25 protein-coding genes are annotated in these 25,345 nt (G+C 64.9%); 13 read left to right on the forward strand and 12 right to left on the reverse strand.

Annotated features, from left to right (window positions below; translation table 11 throughout):
- The first annotated feature begins 75 nt into the window (after nt 1-75).
- The 5 genes from sctD to ISG32_RS15185 all read left to right on the forward strand — a co-directional run bounded on the left by sctD (nt 76) and on the right by ISG32_RS15185 (nt 3,383).
- A complete protein-coding gene (sctD, locus tag ISG32_RS15165) occupies nt 76-1,512 on the forward strand; it encodes a type III secretion system inner membrane ring subunit SctD (RefSeq protein ID WP_194771845.1) in 1,437 nt (478 codons plus the stop codon).
- A gap of 40 nt (nt 1,513-1,552) precedes the next feature.
- Nucleotides 1,553-1,828: a hypothetical protein gene (locus ISG32_RS15170; protein ID WP_194771846.1), complete on the forward strand. Its 276-nt coding sequence runs from the start codon at nt 1,553-1,555 to the stop codon at nt 1,826-1,828.
- A gap of 38 nt (nt 1,829-1,866) precedes the next feature.
- Nucleotides 1,867-2,112, forward strand: coding sequence for an EscF/YscF/HrpA family type III secretion system needle major subunit (locus tag ISG32_RS15175; protein ID WP_194771847.1), 246 nt, complete (start codon nt 1,867-1,869; stop codon nt 2,110-2,112).
- Between the two features lie 165 nt (nt 2,113-2,277).
- Nucleotides 2,278-2,577 (forward strand): hypothetical protein, encoded by a 300-nt coding sequence (locus tag ISG32_RS15180; protein ID WP_194771848.1) that lies wholly within the window; start codon nt 2,278-2,280, stop codon nt 2,575-2,577.
- 32 nt (nt 2,578-2,609) lie between these two features.
- Complete coding sequence (locus tag ISG32_RS15185) at nt 2,610-3,383, forward strand: hypothetical protein (RefSeq protein ID WP_194771849.1); 774 nt, start codon at nt 2,610-2,612, stop codon at nt 3,381-3,383.
- A gap of 177 nt (nt 3,384-3,560) precedes the next feature.
- Here ISG32_RS15185 and ISG32_RS15190 read toward each other — a convergent pair whose 3' ends face one another.
- Both ISG32_RS15190 and ISG32_RS15195 read right to left on the reverse strand, forming a co-directional pair.
- Nucleotides 3,561-4,604: an ABC transporter substrate-binding protein gene (locus tag ISG32_RS15190; protein ID WP_194771850.1), complete on the reverse strand. Its 1,044-nt coding sequence runs from the start codon at nt 4,602-4,604 to the stop codon at nt 3,561-3,563.
- Between the two features lie 80 nt (nt 4,605-4,684).
- On the reverse strand, nt 4,685-7,369 hold the full coding sequence (locus ISG32_RS15195; RefSeq protein ID WP_194771851.1) for an MFS transporter: 2,685 nt from the start codon (nt 7,367-7,369) through the stop codon (nt 4,685-4,687).
- A gap of 137 nt (nt 7,370-7,506) precedes the next feature.
- Between ISG32_RS15195 and ISG32_RS15200 the strand changes: the two genes are divergently transcribed.
- Nucleotides 7,507-8,265, forward strand: a complete 759-nt coding sequence (locus ISG32_RS15200; protein WP_194771852.1) for a GNAT family N-acetyltransferase — start codon at nt 7,507-7,509, stop codon at nt 8,263-8,265.
- Here ISG32_RS15200 and ISG32_RS15205 read toward each other — a convergent pair.
- From ISG32_RS15205 to ISG32_RS15215, 3 genes are read right to left on the reverse strand one after another with little or no spacing between them, the layout of a single operon-like run.
- Nucleotides 8,244-10,304, reverse strand: a complete 2,061-nt coding sequence (locus ISG32_RS15205) for a PP2C family protein-serine/threonine phosphatase (protein WP_194771853.1) — start codon at nt 10,302-10,304, stop codon at nt 8,244-8,246. The two genes, ISG32_RS15200 and ISG32_RS15205, sit on opposite strands and share 22 nt — an antisense overlap.
- Nucleotides 10,294-12,270, reverse strand: coding sequence for a hypothetical protein (locus ISG32_RS15210; RefSeq protein ID WP_194771854.1), 1,977 nt, complete (start codon nt 12,268-12,270; stop codon nt 10,294-10,296). Before ISG32_RS15210 ends, ISG32_RS15205 begins: the two co-directional genes overlap by 11 nt.
- The gene (locus tag ISG32_RS15215) at nt 12,267-13,043 is read right to left on the reverse strand and encodes a hypothetical protein (RefSeq protein ID WP_194771855.1); all 777 of its coding nucleotides are present in this window, start codon (nt 13,041-13,043) and stop codon (nt 12,267-12,269) included. Before ISG32_RS15215 ends, ISG32_RS15210 begins: the two co-directional genes overlap by 4 nt.
- 92 nt (nt 13,044-13,135) lie before the next feature.
- Here ISG32_RS15215 and ISG32_RS15220 point away from each other — a divergent pair, with 92 nt between their 5' ends.
- Both ISG32_RS15220 and ISG32_RS15225 read left to right on the forward strand, forming a co-directional pair.
- Entirely contained in the window at nt 13,136-13,603 is a 468-nt protein-coding gene (locus tag ISG32_RS15220) for an ATP-binding protein (RefSeq protein WP_194771856.1), read from the forward strand.
- A gap of 141 nt (nt 13,604-13,744) precedes the next feature.
- Nucleotides 13,745-14,188 (forward strand): type III secretion system chaperone, encoded by a 444-nt coding sequence (locus ISG32_RS15225; RefSeq protein WP_194771857.1) that lies wholly within the window; start codon nt 13,745-13,747, stop codon nt 14,186-14,188.
- A 15-nt stretch (nt 14,189-14,203) separates the two neighbouring features.
- Here ISG32_RS15225 and ISG32_RS15230 read toward each other — a convergent pair whose 3' ends face one another.
- The 3 genes from ISG32_RS15230 to ISG32_RS15240 form a co-directional block, all read right to left on the reverse strand.
- Nucleotides 14,204-14,767, reverse strand: coding sequence for a TPM domain-containing protein (locus ISG32_RS15230; RefSeq protein ID WP_194771902.1), 564 nt, complete (start codon nt 14,765-14,767; stop codon nt 14,204-14,206).
- Between the two features lie 62 nt (nt 14,768-14,829).
- Nucleotides 14,830-15,753 carry a TPM domain-containing protein gene (locus tag ISG32_RS15235; RefSeq protein ID WP_407645065.1) on the reverse strand — a complete coding sequence of 308 codons (924 nt, stop codon included), beginning with the start codon at nt 15,751-15,753 and terminating at the stop codon, nt 14,830-14,832.
- A 44-nt stretch (nt 15,754-15,797) separates the two neighbouring features.
- Entirely contained in the window at nt 15,798-16,415 is a 618-nt protein-coding gene (locus tag ISG32_RS15240; protein ID WP_194771858.1) for a LemA family protein, read from the reverse strand.
- Between the two features lie 213 nt (nt 16,416-16,628).
- On the opposite strand from ISG32_RS15240, the gene ISG32_RS15245 reads away from it, so the two are divergent.
- The 3 genes from ISG32_RS15245 to ISG32_RS15255 are packed head-to-tail and all read left to right on the forward strand — an operon-like array spanning nt 16,629 to nt 18,706.
- Nucleotides 16,629-17,081, forward strand: a complete 453-nt coding sequence (locus tag ISG32_RS15245; protein WP_194771859.1) for a YybH family protein — start codon at nt 16,629-16,631, stop codon at nt 17,079-17,081.
- A gap of 47 nt (nt 17,082-17,128) precedes the next feature.
- Nucleotides 17,129-18,139: a YheT family hydrolase gene (locus tag ISG32_RS15250; protein ID WP_194771904.1), complete on the forward strand. Its 1,011-nt coding sequence runs from the start codon at nt 17,129-17,131 to the stop codon at nt 18,137-18,139.
- A 27-nt stretch (nt 18,140-18,166) separates the two neighbouring features.
- Entirely contained in the window at nt 18,167-18,706 is a 540-nt protein-coding gene (locus ISG32_RS15255) for a DUF2946 family protein (protein WP_194771860.1), read from the forward strand.
- Between the two features lie 48 nt (nt 18,707-18,754).
- Here ISG32_RS15255 and corA read toward each other — a convergent pair whose 3' ends face one another.
- From corA to tsaB, 4 genes are all read right to left on the reverse strand, one after another.
- Nucleotides 18,755-19,741, reverse strand: coding sequence for a magnesium/cobalt transporter CorA (gene corA, locus ISG32_RS15260; RefSeq protein WP_194771861.1), 987 nt, complete (start codon nt 19,739-19,741; stop codon nt 18,755-18,757).
- Nucleotides 19,742-19,924: 183 nt separating this feature from the next.
- Entirely contained in the window at nt 19,925-20,728 is an 804-nt protein-coding gene (locus tag ISG32_RS15265; RefSeq protein ID WP_194771862.1) for a uracil-DNA glycosylase family protein, read from the reverse strand.
- Nucleotides 20,725-21,207: a ribosomal protein S18-alanine N-acetyltransferase gene (rimI, locus tag ISG32_RS15270; protein WP_194771863.1), complete on the reverse strand. Its 483-nt coding sequence runs from the start codon at nt 21,205-21,207 to the stop codon at nt 20,725-20,727. The genes ISG32_RS15265 and rimI overlap by 4 nt, the downstream gene beginning before the upstream one ends.
- 106 nt (nt 21,208-21,313) lie before the next feature.
- Nucleotides 21,314-22,027, reverse strand: coding sequence for a tRNA (adenosine(37)-N6)-threonylcarbamoyltransferase complex dimerization subunit type 1 TsaB (tsaB, locus tag ISG32_RS15275; RefSeq protein ID WP_194771864.1), 714 nt, complete (start codon nt 22,025-22,027; stop codon nt 21,314-21,316).
- A gap of 136 nt (nt 22,028-22,163) precedes the next feature.
- On the opposite strand from tsaB, the gene dacB reads away from it, so the two are divergent.
- Together dacB and ISG32_RS15285 are read left to right on the forward strand one after the other, a co-directional pair.
- Complete coding sequence (dacB, locus tag ISG32_RS15280; protein ID WP_194771865.1) at nt 22,164-23,750, forward strand: D-alanyl-D-alanine carboxypeptidase/D-alanyl-D-alanine endopeptidase; 1,587 nt, start codon at nt 22,164-22,166, stop codon at nt 23,748-23,750.
- A gap of 254 nt (nt 23,751-24,004) precedes the next feature.
- Entirely contained in the window at nt 24,005-25,165 is a 1,161-nt protein-coding gene (locus tag ISG32_RS15285; protein ID WP_194771866.1) for an SGNH/GDSL hydrolase family protein, read from the forward strand.
- The last annotated feature ends 180 nt before the right edge of the window (nt 25,166-25,345 follow it).

Raw genomic sequence — 25,345 nt, forward strand, 5'->3', positions numbered from 1 at the left:
TGTATGGAACATGTGTGGTGAAAGCACGCGGAAACTGCGTGGTCGTGGTGTCCACGTCGCAGCACGGAGGACGTCATGAGTGACATGGTGGAGTTGCGTGTGTTGAGTGGTCGCCATGCTGGCGCACGTGTTCCCGTCAGCGGCGGCGAGAGCATTGGCGGCGGTGATTTGTGCGATCTGGTGCTCACCGACATGGGCATCGGCGATGACATCGTCGCGTGGCTGTGGTTGCACGCGGGGCTGTGGCGACTGAGTGCCGAAAAGCCTTCGGCGCAAGAGCTGCCAGCCGAAGGCGACAGCCATGCGCTGGGCAGCGTGGCCTATCTTGGCGATGTGGCGCTGACGGTGTGCCAGCCTGAAAGTCCTTGGCAGCAGGCACAAGCGCAGCGTGCCACCGCCAAGGCGAGCCAGTCCGCGACAGCCACCGAGGGCGCTGAAGCTGAAGCCGTGCAGACACCGCAAGCCGATGCGCAGGATGCGGTGGTGCGGTCGCCACTGAAGACTGCGGCCGGCGCTGAGCCGAAGGGGTCCGCACAAACTGCGAACAGTGCAGGCAAGCGGGTGCCGGTGTGGTTGTTCATCGCGTTGGCCTTGTTGGTTTTGTTGGTGCCGGTTCTGTGGAGTGTGCTGCGTGGCGCGGGGCCTGCGCCGGTGCCAACGGCGCTGCAGCAGCCAGCGATCGATGCCAAGGCGCAGCAGCAACTGGTGAGCGAGGCGCAGCGTCTGATCCAGGGTGTGAGCCCGGCGCCGAAGATGCTGGTGGAGCCGCTGGCTGATGGTCGCATCCGCGTCGCCGGTTGGGTGGCGAATGTGGCCCAGTTGGATCAGTTGGCCGAGAAGCTTGCGGTGCTGCGCCCACTGCCGCAACTGGCGGTGCGCAACGTGGCCGATCTGCGTGATGAACTGCTGGAGGCGGCGCGTATTGCAGGCGTGCGCCAGGCGGCTTTCGAACTGGGTGCCGATGGGCAATTGCAGATGCAGGGATTGGTGACGGACAGCGCCGCACGCGAACACGCGTTGCAGGCGGTGCGTGCGCTGATGCCCAAATCCTTGCTCGTCAGCGACGGCTTGCGCATGGCGGCATCGCAAGGCGAGGCGCTGCGGCGGTGGCTTGAAAATGCCGGCTTCTCCGGTGCCATGGCGGAGTGGCGTGATGGGCGCATGCGCGTGTCGCTGCCCCTCGACCCGCGCGAGCGCCCGCGCCTTGAAAACCTGCTGGCGCGCAGTGACAATCCGTTGGCCGATTTGCCTTTCACTTTGCAAGTGCAGGAACTGGCCGTCTCGGAGTCGTCACGTGCAGTGGGTGCGCCAGTGCAGCGGCTGATCCATGTAAGCGCTGCGCCATTGCCGTTCAAGGTGCGCAGCGTGGTGGGCGGCGGCAACCCCTATGTGGTGATTGGTGACGGGACGGTGCTGCAAGTGGGAGGGCAGCGTGGTGGCTGGCGGCTTGAGTCCGTGGAGCCCGATCGGCTGACCTTTGCCGGGCCGCGCACACTGGTGTTGGCGCGCTGATGTGGTGTGCCGACGTGATGGGCCAACCCATGGGATGAACATGAAGACGAACCTGATATTGCCGCCCGCACTGCAGCAGTCGCAGATGCCCGCGCTGAGCGAGCTGGAGGCCGGACTCGCCGGTCCGGCTGCGGCCGAAGTGCGCGCTGCTGCACTTGCCCGGATCGGCGCGCTGGAGTTGCGACTCAAGCAGACGCTGGATCGCGGAGTGCCCAGTAAGGATTTTTCACAATACAGCGAGCTGTTGGCCGCTTGCCAAGCATCGCGGGAAGTACTACAAATTGTGGCTCGCGCCACCAACCTTGCCGGGGCCTGAGGCTCACGGTCTTTTTGAAACCTGAATAGGAGAGCGAAATGTCATCAATCAGTGGTTTGACCTTCAGTTCCATTGCCAACGCGCTGGGCTCGGCGAGCAACAATCTTGAAGCGGGGCTGAGAAGCCGACTGGAAGGTTTGCAGAATGAGTCGAACGTCAGCACGGCCACCATGCTGGAAGTCCAGCAGCAATTGCAGCAGTGGACCATGATGACCCAGGTGCAGAGCACGGTGGTCAAGGAACTGGGCGACACGCTCAAGGGCGTGGTGCAGAAGGCTGCTTGAATTGCGGGGCTGACAACCCACTCTCTTTTTTCATCTTTGCTGAGCAGGACTTCATTGGATTGGAACGCAAAGGCATGCACGGTTACTCACCGTGTATGACCCGACCAGCATGCCGAACGCATGTGCGGTCCACGGTCTACCCTTTTTTACACAAGAGACTGTCCAATGGAGCGTTCAACTTCTGCTCGGCTCTCGCACGAGGCGCAGCAAGCCATAGATGAGGCCCTTCAGGCGCTGGAGACGGCGCAGCGCATGCGCGCGCAGCGAGGCCTGCCTGCGACCATCTCTCGCGCCTATCTGGAAAGCCTGTTGACTCCGGAGCAATTGGCCGAAGTGCGCTCACGCTTCGCGGCCGATATGGAACAGGTGCAACGCGACGCCAAACACAGCAGCAGCTTCAGCGTGCGCTCGACTCTGGGTGCATTGGGCGCAGCCGTGGCGCGCCGCCGTCATCAGACCATCTGAGTTCCCAATACCAATCGCATCAGGAGATCGGAATGAGCATCGACAACACCAGAGGGCCCAGCAATTTGAACATCATTCATGGCCTCTCGGAAGTGCAGGGAGCGGGCGCGGACATCAGTGCGCAGTCCGCTCAGCAGCTTCTGTACGGCATGATGATGGAAGATGAAATCACCAGCTGCATCAATCAGTTGACGGCCGGTCTTTTGGTCAAACCGCAGTTTCCCTGTGGCCTGCCACCCCTCTCGAATTGCCCACCGGAAGAAGGTCTGCTGGAGGCGTCGAGCATGCCAATGACGTCGCAGTCGATGCAAGTCGGGCGCCGGATGCCGGGGGCTGCCGAGTTGAGCCCCAACGAGCAGAATCAGAAAACCTGGGATGCCTATGGAGTGGGTCAGCCAGATGAGACCGACGAGCCGCTGCCCAGCCCATCCACGGCCAAGGACATGGAAATCTCCAAGGCCGTGAAAGTACGTCTCGACAACTTCTGGGACGGAATGATGACGGACTTTGAAGAGCGCGAAGGCGTCGACAAGGTGCAGTACGAGTACGACCGGGACATGAGCTATCTGCTGAGCGAAGGTGCCAAGCTGCTCAAGAGCACGCAAGGCGCCAGCGAGTGGACGAGCTTCAATCTGCTGAACGACGTGCGTCACTTCCTGGCGGACGCCAAGACGCGTGTCGAGTCACAGTATGAGAAGGGCATGGCTGCGGTGCAGGATGCGGGTTACAGCTCACGTGTCAATGAAGCCTTCCTCATCGCCAATCTGCGCGACCTTGCGCAACTGGTCAACAAGAATCGGGATTGAGGCGTGCAGGTGTCTCAGAGCGTGTTGACGATCCCACACGGTCTTGCAGGCGCTGCCTTGGGCGGTCTGCCGCGTTGCAAATCCTCGCAATAGCACGAGCTATTGCTGTGGTTTGCGCCTTGCAGCCCATCCCGATCCGCATCCTGCAAGCCTCGCGCCGAGATCGCATACACGCTCTCAGCGGCTGGATGTGCTCCGAGACACGGCCACGGCCGGCGCGTTGATCACTTCCGCCACATTCAGCAGCAGCATCGGTGGATACATCGTGAGCGCGCTCGCGGTGCGCATGTTGATCAGCAGTGAAAAGCGCTGCAGGCTGGAAGCGGGAATGGAGGCGGGGCTCTTGCCATCCACCAGAATCCGCTTGGCCATGGAGCCCGCGAACGCGCCGATGTTGTTGCCATTGGCGAACAGGCCGAACATGCATCCCGATTGACGGACGATGCTTTCGGTGGCGCAGAACGTGGGCAACTGGTTGTTCAGCGCCGCCTGGGTGACCTCGTCTCGGTGCGCGTAGGCGAGATAGGTGATCGGGCCGATGTAGAGAACGTCGGCGCCTTGCTTGGCCACGCTCTCGACGGCGGGAGTGATGCCGCTGGCGTCGGGCTCACCGTTGTCCTTGAGCGGCAACGTGGCGGTGACGACCTCGAATTTCTGTTGACGTGCCAGCTCCTGCCATTGCGTCAGGATGAGCTGGGAGTTGGGCTCGGCGGGGTTGTGCACATAGCCCAGCTTGCTGAACGGGCGGTAGGCGCGGATCGCGTTGAGCTGCACCGTCAGCGGAGCCACATGGCTCACGCCCGTGACGTTCCGCTCGGGCTTTGCGAGCGATGGGATCAGGCCCGCACCGACCGGATCGGTCACTTCGGTGAACACGATGGGCGTGTCGCGAATGCCGTCCTTCGCGTCGTGCCGACCGGCCAGCGCGAGCGTGGTCGGCGTGCCCCAGGCGTAGATCAGGTCCGGCCGGATCTCGCGCACCTGCTCGCGCAGAGCAGGAATGTCCTGTGCGTTGCCGGAGTAGCGGATGGGCAGATAGCGGACCGGCAGGCCCTGGCGTTTCAGGTAACTCGTGAACCCCGTCTCGATGTTCTGGCTGTCGCGCGGCAGCACCATGGCGATGGTGAACTCCCGCGCGGGTGCCGTGCTCGCCGGAGTCTGGGCTGACGCGATCGTCGGGATGGCCGAAAAGCCCGCCAGAGCGACTATGGCGACCACCACGCGCAAGGCTGTGGCGGCCCTCGATGCTCGGACGTGACTCGAGGGAGGAGATGCTGATCCTGGGGCTGGGTGTTGTGCAGTCATGATGGCTCCCGGCGGCTGCGGTGACTGGAAAGTGAAGGCATGGCGATGGGTGTGGGGCTGCGCAGTCCAACCATCATGCAAAGCGTGGCCACGCCGACAAGCAGGCCCACGGCGAGCACTGCGCCCGCATAGCCCCAGATCGTGATGGCGATGGCGGTGACGAATGGCGCCACGATGCTGCCTGCGCGCTCCATGAAGCGGAATGCGGCGAGTGCCTGCTCTGGCGTGGCGGGAGATGCGTATGCGCCTTCGCGGGGCTCGAAAACTTCAGTGGCCAGCGCAATCTGCGGAGCCGACTGGAATGCCTGACCAAACCCCAGCAGCGCGCAGCACAGCGCCATGCCGGTGGCTCCGTCGAACACCATCATCGACATGCAGGCGAGAACGCTGAGCAGTCCGCCCAGATAGATGAAGGACTTGCGCTGGCCGGTGAGGTCCGACCAGTGCGCGATCAGCGTGGATGTGCAGGCGAAGCACAGGAAATAGAGCAGCAGCACGCGGCCCGCGACGGCGGGTGGCTGCTGCAGCGCGCTCATGTAGAGGGGCACGACCACCGACAGCACAGTGACGGCCACGAGACGTGCGGGCAGCGCGGCACCCAGAATCACCAGGATGGCACGCGGCTCGCGCAGCACCGCCACGTAGCCTCGCCAACCGCCGGTGGTGGTGAGCCCCTTGGCGCCGCCTTGGTCCGCATCCTGTCTGCGCAGCGACAGCCGCATTGCGACCAGCGCAGCCGCCACGAGGCACAGTGCACAAGCCAAAAAGCCCATGGCATCTCCGGCACGCGCCGCGATCATGCCGCCGAATGGTGGTCCGACGATGCCCGCTGCAACGATGGCGGCGGACAACTCCGAGAGCCCGCGCGCCCTGCGCTGCGTCGCCGTGATGCGCACCACTGCCGTCTGCGCGATGATGAAGCCGAGACCGTAGGCCACGCCGGCCAATGCGCGAAGCGCCACAAGCGAATTCACGTCGCGGGCGAGCGAGGTGGCGGCCATCGCGCACACACCGATCAGCGCCGCCGCCATCAGGCTCCAGCGCAGATCGAAGCGGCGTGCGATGCTGGGGCCCAGAACCTGGGTGAGCGCGAGCGTGGCCATGAATGCGGCCACGGGCATGCCGGCCACCATCGCGGGAGACAGGTGCGAGTCGGCCGTCTGCAGCTCGCTTGCGAACACGGTGAAGAATGGCCGCAACAGTTCTTCGGACAAGGCGATCAGGAATACCGCGAGGCGCAGCAGCGTGAGCTGCCCGGAAACCCATGCGGCGGAACGCGTGTCGCCCGGGGGCGGGCTGGATGGAGGAGCGGAGCCGCTCGTCATCGCGCGCAGCTGCGACACGCAATCCTGTGCAAGGCGTGCATCGTTTTCAGCCGCCTGTGCCTGCACGACATGCGTGCGTCCCCAGAGCGTTCGGACGCGTTGCCAGATGCGCGATTCAGTGTGTTGCAAAAGCGGATGCAGCAACGACTTGCGCCACAGCCCGCGCGTGAGTTCGCGCATGAGCACGATGGCGATCACGAAAGCCAGCACCAGATCGATCATCATGCCGCGCAACTGTCCGTTCACATGATCGAGCGAGTAGCCGACGACGAGCTTCTCCGCTGCGCCGGATACGGTGACGCTTCTGCTTTGCAGATCTGCGGGGGACTGCCGCTCGGCACCCGCGGCGCTGTTCCAGGTGATGCGCTCAGGTGCACCATGCCCCGCGCTCAGGGCGATGTAGCTGAGCTCGGGCGCATGTTTGAGCTGCTGTGCAAACAATGCCTGCACGCCATTCAGATGCACCCATGGAATGCCCAGACGCAGTGCGCGCTCCAGCTCTCCGGCAAGCGTCTGGGCGACATCGTCCGCGTTGTCCTCCAGCTGTTGCGCCACGAGAGGCCGTGCCGCTTCCCGCGCGATCCACACCATGCCGGCCGGAGCGATGGACAGCACGAGCAAACAGACGAGGATGATGGAGCCCATCCGCAGTCCGCCGTGATGTTGGGCTGTGCCGTGCTGGGCATCGCTGGACTCGAGCGATTCCAGCGATTCCAGCGCGCGCGTGCTCCAGCGCAGGAGCACCCACCACACCGTGGCAAATGTGATCACTGCGAGCGGCAGGCTGCGCAGCAGGACCGCGAAGGTCGCCTCGCGCGCCTGTTCGCGGATGGGCTGCAGGTCGAAGGCCAGCCAGGCCACGCCCGCATTCGCGCCGGTCGCGTCACGCATGAGCGAGCCCATGAGCGCGGCTTTCGACGTGTTGCGCATCGACGTCGCTGAACCAGTGGGCGAGGCCAAAAGCGCCGATGTCCACGTTGGCTGCACCAGCCGCTGAAGGGTTGGATCCCCCGCGCTGGACAGTGGCTCGCCGCGATCCGATATCACCCAGATCGCACGTGCCAGCGTCTCTTGCGCGAGCACTCGTTCAAGCAGGCCGGGCAAGGCTTGCTGGTCCGCGAGGCCCACGCCGAAGCGCATGCTGCGCTCGGAATCGCTGGTGACCTGCTGCAGCAGGCGCGTGACGCGCTCCTGCGACAACTGGGTCAGCAACTGCTCGGACCGCCATGCGATCAGCAACAGCGAGAGGCCGAACAGCATGAGGGTGAAGAGGGCGGCGGAGGCCAACGCCTCGCGGCGCAGGCGCGGGGCCATGGTGGCAAACGAGCGCGTGTCGCCGCGGTGCAAGGAAGTCACGCGATGGACTTCCATGATGGGATGGTCAGCCATCGCGGCGAAACATACTTGTGCGTGAATGCCTCATGCATGTATATGATTTGCGATGAGGAGCCGGCATTGAGAACCCATGCCAAGAGAGATTGACAGGAGAGCTTTTGACACCGACTGACGTGCACAACATGCCGCCGCCACTGCTGCCGCCAGCAGCCGCTTTTTCGCATCTTCCCCGGGTCGCCACACGTGTGCTCACGATGGAAGACCAGCCTCAATGGAGCGCGTTGCGTGACGAGGTGCTGAGCGATCTGCCAGACCCCGATGTCTACGTGCGCGAGGATGACGAGAGTGCTTTCTTCGAGGCGCATGTCGGCCCGCGCGGGCAGACCATCGGGGTATTTCAGGGCGAGCATCTGATCGCCTATTCGATGATCGGCTTTCCGCAATCCGGTGAAGCAGGCCATCTCGGTGCGGTGGTGGGCCTTGCGCCGGAGCTGCTCGACAAGGTCGCCCACATTTCGAGCTGCATGGTGCTTCCACAGTGGCGGGGCAACGGACTTCAGCGCACGCTGCTGGCGGTGCGCCTGGCCATGTCGCAGGCCCACGGGCGCCCCAACTGCCTTGCCATGGTGTCGCTGCGCAACCATCGCAGCCGGCACAACCTCATGCGTCTTGGCATGCACATCGGCTGGACCGGCGACATCGGCGGCCTGCAGCGCCACGTGCTGCGCATTGACCTGCAAAGCGGAACGCACTTCGACATGGGCGATGAACGGCTCATCGACAGCGCTGACTTCGCGGCGCTGTGCGCCGCTGGACGCGACGGCTATGTCGGCGTCGGGGAACTGCGCGATGCGGATGCAGGACGCGTGACTCTGCGCTTCGTGCGGGCATTGCGTCATGGCGCATTGCCCAGGTAGGTGAGCGCGACGACGGTGATGTCGTCGGCCTGCGCGGCTCCGGCCTCGAAGTCGCGCACGGCCTGCACGAGCTGCTGGGGAATCAGGGCCGTGGGCCTGGGCGTCGAAGCTCCCCGCAGCGCATCGAGCAGCGCTGGTTCACCGAACAGCGCGCCGTCGTGGTTGGTGGCCTCCGTCACGCCGTCGGTATAGAACACCAGAGTGTCATCGACGTCCAGCTGCATTTCGCCTTCGCCATAGTCCTGCTCCTCGAGCACGGCAAGCGCCATGTTCTGGCCCGAAGGGAAGTAGTCCGCTTGACCGCTGCGCACGCGCACGGGCGGGTTGTGGCCCGCGTTCACGTAGGTGAAGCGGCCGCTTTGCAGATGCAGCACACCGTAGAAAACGGTCACGAACATCATCTGGTCGTTCTCGGCGCACAGCTGGTCGTTGAGTGCGGAAATCGTGCGTCCCGGAGTCTTGTGATGCAGCGCGTTGCTCTTGAGCAGCGTGCGTGAGATCGCCATGAAGAAGGCGGCCGGAATGCCCTTGCCGGACACATCGGCCACCACCACGGCGAGGTGCTCGTCGTCGATGGCGAAGTAGTCGTAGAAATCGCCACCCACTTCCTTGGCGGGAATCATCGTCGCTGCGATCTCCACCTCGCGGATCAACGGTGCAGTGCGCGGCAGGATGGACAGCTGCATCTGCCGCGCGATTTCAAGCTCCTGTTGCAGGCTTGCCAGCAGCGCCTGCGTCTGCATGGATGCCTGCAGTTCGCGCAGCAGCTTGAGAAGGCGGTTCTGCTGCGTGCTCACAAGGCCGGACATGCGGCCGAGAATGCCTGCGAGCTCGGCCAGTTGGTTGTGGCCACCGGTAGTCGTCGACATTGCGGACGAACCGGAAATCTCGGATTGCGTTCCGAGCGCCGACAGGATTTCGTCGCGCGAGTTCGGGTCCAGGCTGTCTGCCAGCGTGCGCAGCTGGTCGCGGATCAGGCGTTCCTGTTGCACTCGGGTGCGCACGCGCTCCTGGCGCAGCGTTTCGAGATTGAGCAGCTCCGAACGGATCGCGACCACTCCGCGCGCGATGGCTCCTGCCTCGTCCTCGCTCTCTTCGTCTCCATCGTCCAGCGCCGCGTCAATGCGCCCGTTGGCCAGCGCCCGCAACACGTTCACCGAGCGCTTGAGAGGCTCCATCGCGCGGCGCATGTAGAGCGCGATGGCCAGCACCAGTGCTGCGGCGAAGCATAGTGCGGCGGCCAGCGTCGCAGCGTTGAAGATTTGGTCCGAGCGATGCGCGAGCGAGACGTCCTGCGTCCACACCAGCGCACCCACGGAGCGCTTGTCGATGTTGAGCAGCGGCTGGCTGATGACCTGCACCGCGCCATCTCCCGTACTGTCGACAATGGCCAATTGGCTGCGCACGGGAATGCCGCCGCGATGGCTGCCGATGGCCTGCGCGTCGGTGCCGATCGCGAGCACGCCGCGCATGTTGGCGATGGCGATCTGGCCACCAAGATAGTCAGCAAGTCCCTTCAAATGGGGACTGACGTCACGGCCGATGGCGATGGCGCCGTGGTCGAAGCCGATGACCTTCACCCATTCATAGCGTTGCGGAGTGAGCTGGATCAGCGACTGCACTTCCTCGTCCATCGTGTGAGCACGGCGCACCCAGCCGTGCTCGGCCATGGGTTGCGGATCCAGCGCCGTTTCGGTGGTGGCCAGCAGGGTGCCGCGCGGCGAAAGCACGTCGATGCGCATACCGGGCCCGCTCTCGCGCATGGTACGTGCGAGCAGCGATTCGATGCGTTGCAGCGCGGCGCTGTCATACACCTGGGCAAAGGCGGGATCCTGCAGCAGCCGCCGCGCGATGGCTTCAAGGTCTTCGAGCTGCTCGCTCTGGAGTTTGTCCCATGCAATGCGCTGGTTCTGCAGCAACGCGTCGTTGTATCGCTGTTGCCAGCGTCGTTCGCCAAGCCAGCCCATCAACGTCAACGCGCTCACGAGCAGCGCCATGGCGAGCAGAAGGATGATCAGGATGCGCCGTTTAAGCTGCATGATCTTCGCCTCCGGTGTCGGCATGGACAGCCGCAGAATCGCTGCGCATGCGCCGCTTGTGCAGCATCCACAGGCTCCAGCCCAGCATCGCCGTGATCAGCAGGGTGAGCGTGATGCGCGGCAGCGACTGGCTGCCCAGCAGCGTGGCCAGTGCAGCGCCCAGGCCGGCGAACAACAGACAGTGCAGTGCAGGCGATTCGCAGCGGCGGCGCTCCGACTTGAGCAGGCTTCCCATGCACCAACCCAGTGCCAGTGACGCTACAGCGCAGAGCGTGAACTGTGTGGTCATGTGCGCTGCCATGAGGTGCGCCAGCGTTTCGAAGGCCGCCGCGATGGCGAGGGCGCACATCAGGCTGCGGCGTGGCGGCATCGCGGTGAAGATGCCGCAGAGCAGGCCCATGCCCAGCGCGCAGCGGGCCAGAGATTGAAGCGCATTTCCATTTCCATCACCGTGATCGATGCTGACGGCGGCCATGGCAACTGCGGTGAACGCCAGTGCGGATGGCGACAGGAAGGCTGTGGTCGGACGCGCTTGCGCAGGCGATGGATGACGCCACGGACTGCGCGGCACGTTCCATTGCGTGAGCAGCACGAGTGCATGGAGCGCGGGCAGTGCAAGCGCCGCCGCTCCCAGGCGTTCGCCGAACGCGCTTTGCGTGACCGCTGCCAGCTCGGGCGCCATCCAGGCCATCGCGACGCCCCATGCACCCAGCGCGGCGCCGGACCAGTGCGGTGCGGCGGCGATGGCGCTGTTGCTGCGCTGGCTTGCCATGCGCTGGCAGGCCTGCAGCGCCACTCCCGCGATCAGTCCACCGACCACGGGCATGAGGAACAGATCGGCATTGGCATGCATGCGCTCGAGCAATCCGCATGCCCAGGCGGCGCCCAGCCCCATGAGCGTGGCGCAGGCGGTGGCCAGCAGCGAGAATGGCTTCCAGTGCGAGGCGCGCGCGAGCAGCGCACCGCCACATGCGCTGGCCAGAAGAATCGGCAGACGCCAGGCGTGCAGACCCGCCTGCAGCGACGTCGCGGCGATGTCGCCTGTGGAGAGCGTCGCCATCGCCATGGCGCTGATCGACAGCAGCAGACAGATCCAGAATGCCTGAGCCTGCGTGGCGAGCACGCGGATCTGCAGCAGGCCGTGTTCCGCGAAGTGGTCACGGCCTTCTGCGTGGCGCAGCAGATGATCGAGGCGTTCGCGGCGTGCTTGCTGAGGCTCGGTGATGCGCAGGGAAGAGATGAGACGGCGCACGCGTGTCAGCGTTTCGTGCACGTTGCGCGTGGCATGTCCCAGCGTTTGCACGCGCAGGTCAAATTCGCGGCGCTCGATGATGGTGTATGTGCTGTCGAAGCGGCCATTGCGGATCGCACGGATCGCCAGACGCGTCACGTGATTGCGCAGCAGAGACCCTTCGGCCTCGCTGTACCGTGCGGCAAGCCATGCCAGCGCGGACAGCAATAGGATGATCGGAGCCAGCAGAATGGCAGCGTCTTTGGCGAACGCGCTGGCATTGCGCGCGTGCAATGCCAGTTGCAGACTGGCGATGGGCGTTGCTTGAGCCCCTCCGGTGTCACTGCCGGGAAGAATGGGCACGCTGGCCGTTGCGGTGGGCGATGGTGGCCTGTCTGCAGTGCGCGACTGCCACAGCACTTGGCCCTTGGCGTCGGTCAGCGAGATGGACTGGATGTCGGGGTGCGTCTTCAGACGATGCATGAAAAACTCGTCCATGCCCTGCAGCCGTTCCAGCGGCACGCCCACGTTCAAGGCATGCTGCACCCGCCTGGCCACGGATTGCGCCAGCAACTGGGAGCGTGCGGATTCACTTTCATCGCGTAGATCGTCGAGCAGACGGTAGGTCACGCCGCAAAGCACCATGCTCGCGATCACGAGCAGCAGCAGGCCTGCCCATCCCAGCCGGCGCGAAGCACGCAAAGGATGACGGTGCGGCGAAGATGCGATGCTCATTCCGCCGCCTCCATTTCGTCAAGCCGACTCTGGCAGCCGTCGAGGCGCTCGCGCACCGATGCGGCGCGCTGCTCCGCTGCCGCCAGCGGGCCGGTCTGCTCCACTTGCAGATGACGATGTTGCGGTGCCAGCGCCAAGCGTGTCGCCAGCGCGGCGGCAATGCTCAGCAGCGCCAGAGTCATTGCTGTGGCGAGCCACAGCGGCATCGCGTTGCGCAATGCGCTCATGCTCAGGCGCGAAGGCGGTGCGGCGGATGTGGCGCTGACATGTCCGACGATTTCGCCGAACGCGTTGTGAAGCAGTTGTCCGGTCACCACTTCACCGCCGACGTTGGCGCTCCAGCGCCGGTCATTGCGCACGCCTTCCGCTGCCGCAAGTTCGACACCAGGCTGCCAGCGCTCGCCGATGGCACCCCGGTCAGTACTGAAGAGCGCGACGCCGCTTCGGCTCACGACTTCGATGGCGTGCAGAGAATGGTCGGCCGAGAGTGCGGCTTCGAGTTGGTTCTGGATCGAGCGGTTCTCCGCCAGTTCGAGGCCCAGCGCGATGTCCGTCTCGATCGATTCCTGCAGCTCCGCGACGGTGAGCGAGACGCGCGATTGCTGGATCTCGTTGACTTCGTCGTTGTGGATTCGCAGCATCAGCGCCGCGATAAGCAACACGCCCGCGCAGAGAATCAACCACCACGCGCCGCCCGCTTCCAACATGGCCGACCATGTGGTGCGAGGGGCTTGTGCAGTGGAGGAGGGGCTGGTCGAATTGCTGTACCTCATGCCACAATGCCTCGCGCAACATTTGATTGCATGGTGAACCAGATCGTCGATTCGCCAATCAACTTCTTGAATTTTCCATCTTCATTTCGCCCATGAATCCTTCGGTCAAGATGTCGTGTTCTCTGCAAGGAACGGTCGATGAATTGCCGCAGTTCTTTGCGCGCCTGGAAGAGTGGGCCGAGGGGCTGGGCGCATCGATGGCACTCGTTTCGTCGTTCTCTCTGATGCTCGACGAGCTGTTGACCAACGTGGCGATGCATGCCTATCAAGGGCGCGGCGGGCCGGTTGCCGTGGCGATTGAGTTCGAGGCGCCAGCGCATCTGCGGGCCTGGCTGCGCGATCATGGGCCCGCCTACGATCCCACCGCTCGCAAGTCGGCGGACACAGGGGCCGATATCGAGGAGCGGGACATTGGAGGACTCGGTGTGCATTTCGTGAAGCAGTTGGCGGATCAGTTCATCTATCGTCGCGAGGGCGATGTGAACGAGGTGTTCGTGAGCAGGACCCTGAACTCGCCTGCTGCAGCTGTAAAGCACATGAACGATGGCGGCGATGCGTGACGTGGAGACACGCCACCACCGGCCTTCGCGTGGCCTGCTTTTTCGCTTGTTCGCCCGTTCGTGCGCCGCACGGAAAATGAATGAGTAACGTGTGTTGCCGGATCGTTCCATCCTTTTTCAAATATTTTTTGATCACCTGAAATGCCTAGTCCTTCTCCCGCTGAACTGCTGACTGAACTGGGTTCCGCCATTGGCATTCCGGCGCTTTGTCTGGACGCGCAGGGATGCTGCAGACTGATGTTCGATGGCAGCCGGCTGGTTGAAATGCGACATGTGCCCGCGCAGGGCCGCTGGCTGCTCACGACCACGCTGCACGCCGCAGCGCTTTCAAGCGAAGGGTGGCAGCTGCTGCTGCGTGGCAACCTGGTGGGGGGCGGTTTTGGGGGAGGCTGGGCGGGTCTCGACGAGCAGGGGCGGGCGGTGCTGCATCTGCCGATGGTGGACGCTGACGCCAGCGGGCCCGCTTTGCTGCAGGCCGTCGAACTGTTGCTCAACCACGCCGATCGATGGGACAAGCGACTGATGGAGGGCGCAAGCACGGCGCGCACGCAGGCGCCGGTGCAGTTCTGGGCGCAGCGGATCTAGCCTGGTGCTTGAAGGTCAGCTGCGGATCACCACCGGCCCGTCCGGCAGTTCGTTCGAATGCGTGGCGTTTTCCGCGCCTTCCGCCGCTGGATACTGCTCCACCAGCGCCACGGTCACCGCGGCGATCGCTTCGGTCAGGCCGTCTTCGTAGCATCCTTCGCGGAACTGCTCGCGCATGCGGGCGACCATTTCGTGCCAGACCTTGGGCTCGATGCTGCGCGCGATGCCCCGGTCGGCGAGGATTTCGATGGCGTGTTCGGCGACCAGCAGATAGATGAGCACGCCGTTGTTGTGCTCGGTGTCCCACACGCGCAGCTTGCCGAACTGGGTGACGGCGCGTTCGTGGGCGCTGGCCGAGCGCCAGATGTAGGACAGCGGCAGGCCGCCTTCGACGCAGATGCGGATCTGGCCGGTGTGGCGCTTCTCGCTGGCCGCGACGCGGTCGGCGAGGCGCTTTTGCACATCGGCGGGCATCACGCGACGCAGTGAGTCCTCGGCCATGCGGTTGCGCACCAGTCGTGCGATCCGGGCGAAGAGTCCCGTTGAATGGCGATGGTGCTGCTGCGGTGGCTGTTGCATCGTCGAAGTGCCTTGGTCCTTGGTGTGATGGTGCGTGGTCATGGGAGGTGTCCGGTTCGTCATCACCAGTCGCCGGACGCGCCGCCGCCGCCGAAGTCACCACCGCCGCCGGAGCTGAAGCCTCCGCCGCCGCCGAATCCACCGCCTCCTCCAAAGCCACCGCCGCCTCCGCCGAAGCCACCCGGAAATCCACCGCCATGCACAATCGGCCCGCCGCCGCCCTTGCCGCTGAAGAGCAGGGTGTAGAGCAGCGCGAGCACGCCGGCACCCGCTGCAAGGCCGATGCTGGCGGTGACGATGAAGGCGATGAAGCCCACGCCGCCGCCCATCAGCAGGCCGCCGATGGGGCGCCCGAAGATGCGGCGCACGATGGGGCCCACCACCGTCACGACGAAAAACAGGAAGATCGCCATGTCCTGCCAGTCGAAGCCGGAGGACTGCTGCTGGCCCTGACCCTGCATTCGGGGCGGCTCGGGCAGGGGCAGGGCTTCGCCCGCGATGCGCGCACCGATCTGGTCGACGGCGGCCTGAAGGCCTCCCGCGTAGTCGTTCTGCTTGAACCGGGGCGCCATCGCGGCGTCGATGATGCGGGCCGCCGCAAGGTCGGGCACCGCGCCTTCAAGCGTCTTGGAGACCTCGATGCGCATGCGCCGGTCGTTCTTGGCGACCAGAATGATCAGGCCGTCGCCCACGTCCTTGCGGCCGATCTTCCAGGCATTGCCGATGCGGTTGGCATATGAGGCGATGTCTTCTGGCGCGGTGGTGGGCACCATGAGCACCACCACCTGCGAGCCGTGCTTCTGCTCGATGCCCGCAAGCTGGGATTCAAGCGCCGCCTTGGCCGACGCGTCCAGCGTGCTGGTCTGGTCGATCACATGGGCCGTGAGCGCGGGCACGGGCAGCAATGGCTGCGCCTGTGCGCCGGTCCATCCGGACCACAACAGGCAGGCTGCGAGCCAGGCCCGCAGAAAATGCGCAGGAGACAACATCCGCATCAGAATCAGCACGACGACGACCGCTCCATCAACGCTCAGGGCTTGCTGGCGGCGGGAGCCGAGAAATCGACCACGGGCGGCTTGCTGATTTCAGCCTCGTTCTGCACGGTGAAGTTGGCCTTGGGCTTGTAGCCCATGACCATGGCCGTCAGGTTGTTGGGGAAGCTGCGGGCCAGCACGTTGTATTCCTGAACGGTCTGGATGTAGCGGTTGCGCGCTACGGTGATGCGGTTTTCCGTGCCTTCGAGCGTCACGCGCAGGTCGCGGAAGGCCTGGTTGGCCTTGAGATCCGGGTAGCGCTCGGAGACCACCATCAGGCGCGAGAGCGCGCTCGAGAGTTCGCCCTGCGCCTGCTGGAACTTGTTGAACGCCTCGGGGTTGTTCACCAGATCGGGCGTGGCCTGGATCGAGGTGGCCTTGGAGCGGGCCTCGATCACCTTGGTCAGCGTGTCCTGCTCGAAGCTGGCTTCGCCCTTCACCGAGGCCACGATGTTGGGCACCAGGTCGGCGCGGCGCTGGTATTGGTTGAGCACCTCGCTCCAGGCGGCCTTGCTCTGTTCGTCGAGTTGCTGGAACTGGTTGTAGCCGCAGCCGGTCAGCGCCAGAGCGGTGGCGACTGTCGCGATGAATCCAAAGAGGCGTTTGATGGTCATGGGCGTATGAGGTAGAAAGTGGGTTGGATCAAGAGACCGTGCGCCGTTCGGCAGCCCTGAGTCTGGGGCGGATCACGCGGAACCGTGGCTGCATGCCGGGGCATGTGAGGGGCGCAGTGTCACACATTTTGCATAAATTATGTGACTCGCCTTGTAGGCCCCCAAGCCGCCGGGCACTGCATTACAGAATTTAACCTTGTCTGATGGTGAACCATGAAACGAACCACAACGCGAGCGGCCCTGCTGGCCGGCAGTCCCGACGAGGTCGAGGCGGCGTTCTATGACGCGCTGCAGGCCGCAGACATCGAGCGGCTGATGGCGTGCTGGGCCGATGACGACGATGTCTTCTGCGTGCATCCCGGCGGCGGGGCGCGGGTGGTGGGTGTGCAGGCCATACGGGAGCTGTTCGCTGGCATGCTCGAGCGCGGCGGCCTCAACGTCAAGCCCGGCGAGGTCGTGCGCATGGATTCCCATGGGTGCGCCGTGCACAATGTGGTCGAGCATGTGGTGGTGAATCTCCCCGATGGCCCGCGCGAGGCGCTGGTCTATGCCACCAATGTCTACATGAAGCAGCCACAGGGCTGGCGCATCGTCGCGCACCATGCGAGCGCGACGGCCCCCGGCGAGCGCGCAGCGCCGCCCGCGCGCGCCCATGTGCTGCATTGATCCGGAGAGCATCCCGTGGCGGTTTTGGTGGAGTCGTTGATTTGCAGCTGAGTTACTCGGCCCCCTGGTGGCTGCCCGGCGGGAACGCCCAGACGATCTGGTCAGCGATGTGCGCGCGCAGTGGTGCGCCCTACGCTGGACAAGCTCCGCAATGGCGACGCGAGCGCTGGACGACACCCGATGGCCAGGACTTCGTGGACGTGGATTTTCTGCAGCGCCCGCGTGCGGAGGCTGCACCATCTCCTTCGCCCATGCTGGTGCTGTTCCACGGCCTCGAAGGCTCGTCGGGCAGCCACTACGCCCGAGCCTTTGCCGGCGTCGCCGCCGCGCGCGGCTGGAACTTCGCCGTGCCGCACTTCCGCGGCTGCAGCGGCGAGATCAATCTCGCTCCGCGTGCCTACCATTCCGGCGATTTCGAAGAGGTGGACTGGCTGCTCGAGCGCTTCGCCAGACTGCAGGGTGGCGCCAACACGGTAGTGCGCCCGCCGCTTTACGCCGTGGGCGTTTCGCTGGGCGGCAACGCGCTCATGCGCTGGGCCGGCGAGCTGGGATCGAACGCGGCGCGCGTGGTCGACGGCGTGGCATCGGTCTGCGCGCCGCTGGATCTCGCGGCTGGCGGCGCGGCCATCGATCAGGGCTTCAATCGCCAGATATACGCGCGCATGTTTCTGCGCTCGATGGTCCCCAAGGCGCTGGCCAAGCTGGCGCAGTTTCCTGCGTTGTTCGATGCCGAACGCCTGCGGGGTGTGCGCGATCTGCATGGCTTTGATGACGTGTTCACCGCGCCGCTGCACGGCTTTCGCGATGCCGACGATTACTGGCGCCGTGCGTCCGCCAAGCCAGTGCTCGCGCAGGTGCGCGTGCCGGCGCTGGTGATAAACGCCTGCAATGACCCCTTCGTGCCCGTAGCCAGCCTGCCGGGGCCTCAGGATGCCAGCAAGCACGTACTTCTGTGGCAGCCTCGGGAAGGTGGCCATGTCGGCTTTGCGCAGGGTCGCTGGCCTGGCCAGGTGCAATCGGTGCCGGAGCAGGTCGTCGGCTGGCTCGCCGCACATTGAAGGGCCGGGGCAAGGCACAATCCCGAGATGGATGAGATCGTCAAACAGGCAATGGCCAAGTGGCCCAACGTCCCCGCCTGCCACGGCTGGCTGGGCCTCGACGCGCGCGGCAACTGGTATCTGCGCGACGCTGAAGTGCAGTCCGCAGGCCCTTTCCCCGCATCGCGCGGCGACCGGATCGAGCACGAGAAACTGCTCGAGTTCATCGGCCGGAACTACCTGGAGGACGACGACGGCCGCTGGTTCTTTCAGAACGGACCGCAGCGCGTGTTCGTCGATCTGGAAAACACGCCCTGGGTATGGCGGCTGCGGTTTGATTCCGGTGAACTGCACGTGCACACGCACACGGGTCTTGCGCAACGGATCGCGGCGCTGAAGGCCGCGCTGATGGACGAGGAGGGGCGGCTCTATCTGCTGCTTCCCGCAGGCGTGGGCGTGGTGCATCCGCAGGACATGGTGGATGCGGCGGCCGGCATCGAGGCGGGGTTGATTCCTTCGCCCGAAGCGGTGTCGCTCGCCGAGCTGCCCTCGCGTTTCGGGTTCGTCCGGCGGATCGCGTCGGTTTGAGCCGTCACCGGCCGAGGCGACGCCCGATCGGCCGACTTCAGGACAAAATCACTTCAACCATCCGCGCTTGCGGAAGTACAGCATGGGAATCACCGCGCTGCAGATCATCAGTCCGAGACCGAATCCATACCCGTAGGCCCAGTCCAGCTCGGGCATGAACTTGAAGTTCATGCCGTAGACGCTGGCGATCAGCGTGGGCGGCAGCAAGGCGACGCTTGCCACCGAGAAGATCTTGATGATCTTGTTCTGGTTGATGTTGATGAAACCGACCGTCGCGTCCATCAAGAAGTTGATCTTGTCGAACAGGAAGGCGGTGTGGCTGTCGAGCGATTCGATGTCGCGCAGGATCTGGCGGGCGTCTTCGAACTGCTCGGCGTTCAGCATCTTGGAGCGCATCATGAAGCTCACCGCACGGCGGGTGTCGAGCATGTTGCGGCGGATGCGGCCGTTCAGATCTTCCTGTCGCGCGATGGCCGCGAGCACTTCGCTCGCCTTGGCGTCAGTCACGTCGCCGGCCAGCACCTGGGAGCTCACGAGCTTGAGATCGTCGTAGATGCCCTCGAGGGTGTCGGCGGAATATTCGGCGTCGGCGTCGAAGAGCTTGAGCAGCACTTCCTTGGCGTCTTCGATGAGGCCCGGCGCGCGGCGCGCCCGCAGGCGCACAAGGCGGAAGACGGGGACGTCGTCGTCGTGGATCGAGAACAGCACGCCCTTGCTCTTGAGCGAGTCGTTGACCAGATTCAGGATGAAGGCGACGCGCACGGCACGGGGGTCGTCATCGATGTCGACCAGAAAGTCACTGCGGATGTGCAGCTCGCCGTTGTCTTCTTCGTAGAAGCGGGCCGATTCCTCGAGGTCGTCATCCGTGGCGTCTTCGGGAATCGACAGGCCGTAATGCTGCTTGACCCAGCGCTTTTCTTCCACCGTGGGCGATTCCAGGTCCACCCAGATGGGCTGAAAGCGCTTGAGCTCTTCCAGCGATTCGATTTCTTCCTGGACCAGACGGCCGTTGGCGAGCGTAAAGATATTGAGCATGGCTCAGCATTCCCGAAAAATCATGTGCAAAGGTGAGGGCGATCAGGTGTTTGATTTGACGCTTTCAACCCTCGGCACGCCGGGAGTTGAAAGCTACCAACTAGGGTAGGTTTCCACGGAGCTGTCTCCAAAAAAGAAAATCGATGAACGAATGGCGGATTATGGCATCCGCAGCGAGGCCGATCAGTTGTCTGCGGCTTTGCGCACCACGGCGAGCGCGTGGCACAGGTCGGCCCAGGCCGACGCCTTGGCATCGGGCGCGCGCAGGAGGTAGGCGGGGTCGTAGCTGACGATGGCCGGTGTGCCGTCGGCGAGCCGGTGCTGCGCGGCGCGCAGGCGGCCCAAGGGTTCGCGGTTGCCGAGCGTGGCGCGGGCGGCGCCGAGGCCGAGGATCAGTACCAGAGCGGGCTGCAGCTCGGCGATGGTCTCGGCGAGGGCGGCCTTGACGGCATCGGTGTTGATTTCCTGACCGCCGGGAACGGAACGCTCCAGCACGCAGGCATGGGTGCGCGGGTGCAGATGCAGCCGCATCGCGCGCAGCATGTTGTCGAGCAGCTTGCCGGAGTCGCCGCCGAAGGGTTCGTCGGGCGTCGCGGTCTCGAAGACCACGAGCCAGCCGGAGCCGAGTTCCTTGGGCGTGGCGGCGGCGTCGGCGTTCGGGTAGAGCGCCTGCGGCGCGCGCAGGGTCGCGTTTGCAGTGGCGGACGAGGACGATGCGGAGCCCTGCGCGGGTGCGGTGGTGACCGTTGCATGGGCAGGGGCGGGACGCTGCGGCTGCGTCTGAGGCTGCCGTGGTTGCGCGGCTGGCGGGCGCTCCATGACGGCCGCATCGACTCCAGCGGCCTGGCCTGCGGCGGCGCGCGCGGCGGAGCGATCCACAGGGCGCTGCTCGGCCACGGCGGGGGCGGTCTTGGGTGCGGGCTGCCAGAGCGTGATGCCCATCTCCTGCAGCATGGCTCGTTGGCGAGCGTCCAGTTGAAGGGTCATAGTTGGATGCTCATGACGACGGCGTCTTCGCGTTCGCCCATGTCGGCGGGGTAGTAGCGCTTGCGCTCTCCCACGCGGCGGAAGCCGAATTTTTCGTAGATTTCGCGGGCGCGCGCGTTGCTCACACGCACTTCCAGCCACAGCCATTGGGCGTTCTGCGAGCGTGACCAGAGCACGAGCGCCTGCAGCAGCATATGCGCGAGGCCCTGGCGCTGGTAGGCGGGGGCGACGGTGATGTTCAGCAGATGCACCTCGTCCACGCCCTGCATGGCCACGAAGTAGCCGAGCAGCTCGTCGCCGCGCAGCAGTACCTGGATCTGGTAGCCGGAGGCCATGGCATCGATGAAGTTGCCGCGTGACCAAGGGTGGGTGTAGGCGCTTTTTTCCACGTCCAGCAGCGCTTCGAGCCGCGACAGCGTCAGCCGCTCGAAGTGGGGATCGTCCGCATCCGGCAGGGTGGGGTGGAGATTGGCGCTCATGGTCTGGAGTGTAGGGGCGGACGTTCGATGATGCCGGGATTCGTGCGCGTTTTGTTCACTGCGGCGGGTGACGACAATGTACGCATGCGCGGCGCTCAGGCAAGAGTCATGGGTTCGCCTGCGCCAGCCGCTTGGCCTCTTCGCGTTCGGCCGTGGTCTGCGCGACCTTGTCACGCACGTAGAGCGGCAGGGCCTCGCTGGCGGGCACGGACAGCCCCTGCGCCAGCAGCGCGGGCGCAAGGCGCAGCATGGCGCTGGCCGTGGGCAGGGCATGCAGATGCGGGGCCTCTGGCGCGAGGCGTTCGCCATAGGCGGCCTGCGCGTTTCCGGCAACGGTGAACCCGGCCTCGACCACCAGATGCTGCGGCGCGAGCAGGCTGAAATCGCCAAGACTGCTCCAGCGACCGGTCTGGTCATTCCATGTGTAGGCACCCGCGTAGACCTCGTCCATGCGTGCGTCGAGCACGGCGTGAACCTGCGTGAGTCCTTGGTGCGCACGGGCCGTCTCGGCCACGGCGAGCAGTGAATCCACCGGCAACACGGGCACGCCTTGCCCCTTGCGGGCGCCAAAGGCCAGACCCTGCGCGACGGAGCAGGCGGTCCGCAGGCCGGTGAACGAGCCCGGGCCGCGCCCGAAGGCGATCAGGTCCAGCTCGTCGAACGAGAACTGCGCTTCCTGGATGAGCGCGCGGATCAGCGGAATCAGGGTGGCCGATGAGTGCGCCCCGCCCGGCGCGCTGCGCTCCAGAACGGCTCCATCGCCTTTTTGAACGGCAACGGAAAGCGTATCGGTGCTGGTGTCTAGCGCGAGGAAATTCATGGTGCGGGGGAAGGGGTGCGAAGTAGTGGCGCTTCGTCTGGCGAAGGACCGGCCTTGATTATCGTCCGGTGGCAATATCCGTGGGGCCTTGCCAGCATTGTTGGCTGAAAGTGCCGATAAATCATAGACTTGAAGGATGTCCTTGAAATTTTCCGCCGCCTCTGTCCTCGCCTGCGCCCTGCTGGCGGGGTGGCAGCCCTCCGCAGTTGCCCAGACCGAACGCGCCGCCAATCCGGCCAGTCCAGCATCGCAGGCGGCTTCGGCTACGTCCTCCGTCTCATCGCAACAACAGGCATTGCCGCCGTCGGTCGAGGCCGCGCTGCAACGCGCCAAGGTGCCGCGCGAGGCGCTGTCGGCCATGGTGGTGGAGCTGGATGCGCCCGCGAAGGCGGCGACGACGACGACCCGGCTCGCCTTCCGCGCCGACGAGCCCGCGAATCCGGCCTCGGTGATGAAGCTGATCACCACCTATGCGGCGCTCGACCTGCTCGGCCCCGCGTTCCAGTGGGAGACGCCGGTCTATTTCGATGCCCAGCCGCAGGATGGCGCGCTGCGTGGCAATGTCTACATTCAGGGCGGCGGTGATCCGCAGCTGGTGCTCGAGCGCCTGTGGCTCACCATGCGCCGCCTGCGCGCCATGGGCGTGACGGTGATCGTCGGCGACATCGTGCTCGACCGCTCGGCCTTCGACATCGCCACACGCGACGCGGCCAAGTTCGACGGCGAACCCTGGCGTCCGTACAACGTCGCGCCCGACGCGCTGCTCATCAATTTCAAGGCGATGAACATGCGTTTCGTGCCCGATGCGGCGGCGGGCGTGGCGCGCATCAGCTACGAGCCGCCGATGGGCGGCATGCAGCTTCCCGCGACCGTGCCGCTCGCGGCTGCGGCCACGGCCTGCGGTGACTGGCAGGGCGGACTCAAGGCCGAGCTGGCCGAGCCAGGCCGCATCAGCTTTCTGGGCAGTTTCCCTTCGTCGTGCGGCGAGCGCGAATGGGCCATCGCCCCGGCGGACCCGGACGGCTATGCCGCGCGCGCCATCGAAGGCATGTGGCGCGAGCTGGGTGGCAAGGTCACCGGCACTGTGCGCGACGGCAGGGTGCCGGCGGGGCTCAAGCCGGTGTTCTCGAACAAGTCGCTGTCGCTTGCCGAGGTGATTCGCGACATCAACAAATACAGCAACAACGTGATGACGCAGCAGCTGTTTCTCACGCTGGGGCTGCAGGCGACGGGGCGCGGCACCTGGGAGTCGGGTCGTCAGGCGATGAACAGCTGGTGGCGCAGCCGCTGGCCGCAGCTCACGCCGCCGGTCTGGGAGAACGGCGCGGGCCTGAGCCGCGAGGAGCGGGTGACGGCCCGTGCGCTCTCGGGCATGCTGCAGACCGCCTGGGCGTCGCCGCAGATGCCGGAGCTGCTGTCGTCGCTGCCCATCGTCGGCGTGGATGGCACCATGCGCCGCGTGAACACCGTGAGCGCCAAGGGCATGGCCCATCTCAAGACCGGCACGCTGCGCGACGTCACGGCGCTCGCGGGCGTGGTCAATTCCAACAGCGGCAAACGCTACGTGCTGGTCGGCATGATCAACCATCCGCTCGCGCCCAACGCGCGCCCGGCGCTGCATGCGCTGGTGGACTGGGTGGCGCAGGACACGCCCGCGATTCCCGCGACCGTCGCCACCAACCATTCAGTCACCGGCGCCGGCAAGACATCCGCACGTCGCTGATCGGCGTGTGGAGCCCGATAGGAAATCCGGCGAAACCCTCGTGACCTTCCGCAAGCAATGCCCTCCAATCTGGTGGGCATTGCTTTTTTGCGCCTAGCGTTTTCCCGGTATCTGACATGCATCTGTCTTGATCAAGGTCTGGAATGCGTTGTTTCGGCGTGAATTCAGTGTTTACCCACATATGAGCATTTTGTGATTTTCACTATCATTTTGAAAAAAGAACGGTCGTTCGATTCAATGAAGGAGCTCTGTAAATGAAAGCACGCATGCGTATGCACTGGGTTGCCACGGCAGTAGCCGCTATGGCATTGGCCGCCTGTGGCGGTGGGGGCGGCAGCACCACTCCCGCGGACACCGGGATCAAAACCGTCAAGACGATGGGCGACAGCCTGACCGACGTCGGGACTTTCGGCTTCAAGGCGACGGTACAGAATGCCGGCAACCTGAACGATGCCAAGGGCGCGTCGTGGCTGTGGGTCGATCACGTGGCCAACCGCTACAACAACACGCTGTGCGCGCACTACCGCTCGTCCGACGCCGGCGCCACCTTCTCCACCACCGCCACCTGCAACAGCTATGCGGTGGCCGGTGGCCGGATCAACAACTTCAGCAACCCCCAGTCGCCGGTGTCCATCACCAAGCAGATGGCTGACGCGGGCGCTGCCGGTTTCGCGGCAAGCGATCTGGTGCTGATCGATGGCGGCGGCAATGACGCGGGCGATCTGTTCGGTGCCTATCTGGCGGCTTCGTCGGATGGTGGCAAGACCTTCTTCGCGTTGATCGGCTCCATGCTGGACGCAGCGACCGTGCAGGCGCTGGCCGCACAGGGCGCAGCCGGCATGCCCAAGGCGGGCGCTGCCTACATGCAGGCGCTGGCGGGCTACTTCGCCAAGAACATCCAGACCAACGTGCTCGGCAAGGGCGCCACGCGCGTCGCCGTGCTGAACATGCCGGGTGTGACGCTCACTCCGAAGTTCCAGATGGTGCTCAAGAAGATCTCGGCCACGCAGGGCGCAGCCGCAGCGGCGCAGTTGAACACGCTGTTCGACACCTGGGTGCAGACCTTCAATACGCAACTGAACACGAGTCTGGGCACCGATGCGCGCCTGACGGTCGTGGACTTCTATGAGTCGTTCAGAGACCAGGCGGCCAATCCCGCGCAGTATTCCTACCAGAACGTGACCGATCCGGTGTGCGCGCCCACGGGGCAGGATGCATCCGGTCTGCCGACCTACAGCTTCCCGACCTGCACGGCCGACTCGCTGTCCGCGCGCACTCCACCCACCGGCGCGACCGGCGGCGCGGACTGGTGGCGAAGCTACGGCTTTGCCGACAGCTTCCACCCCACGCCTTACGGCCATCGTCTGATGAGCCAACTGACCTCGCGCTCGCTGTCGCGCGCAGGCTGGTATTGATCCGATCAGAAACTGAATGAACACAGGAGGCGAAACATGAAGAGCTTCTTCAAGGGGTAGAGCAAGCAGTCGTGTCACCAGCCGCCATTTCGATCACGGTAGGTCGAGCCGGGTGTTCATATCGAGATCGAACCGACCATACGGGTTGACGTGTTCCCAGATCAGCGGCGTCAGGGCGGC

The organism is Diaphorobacter caeni (assembly GCF_015354245.1).
Taxonomy (GTDB): Bacteria; Pseudomonadota; Gammaproteobacteria; order Burkholderiales; family Burkholderiaceae_C; genus Diaphorobacter_A; species Diaphorobacter_A caeni.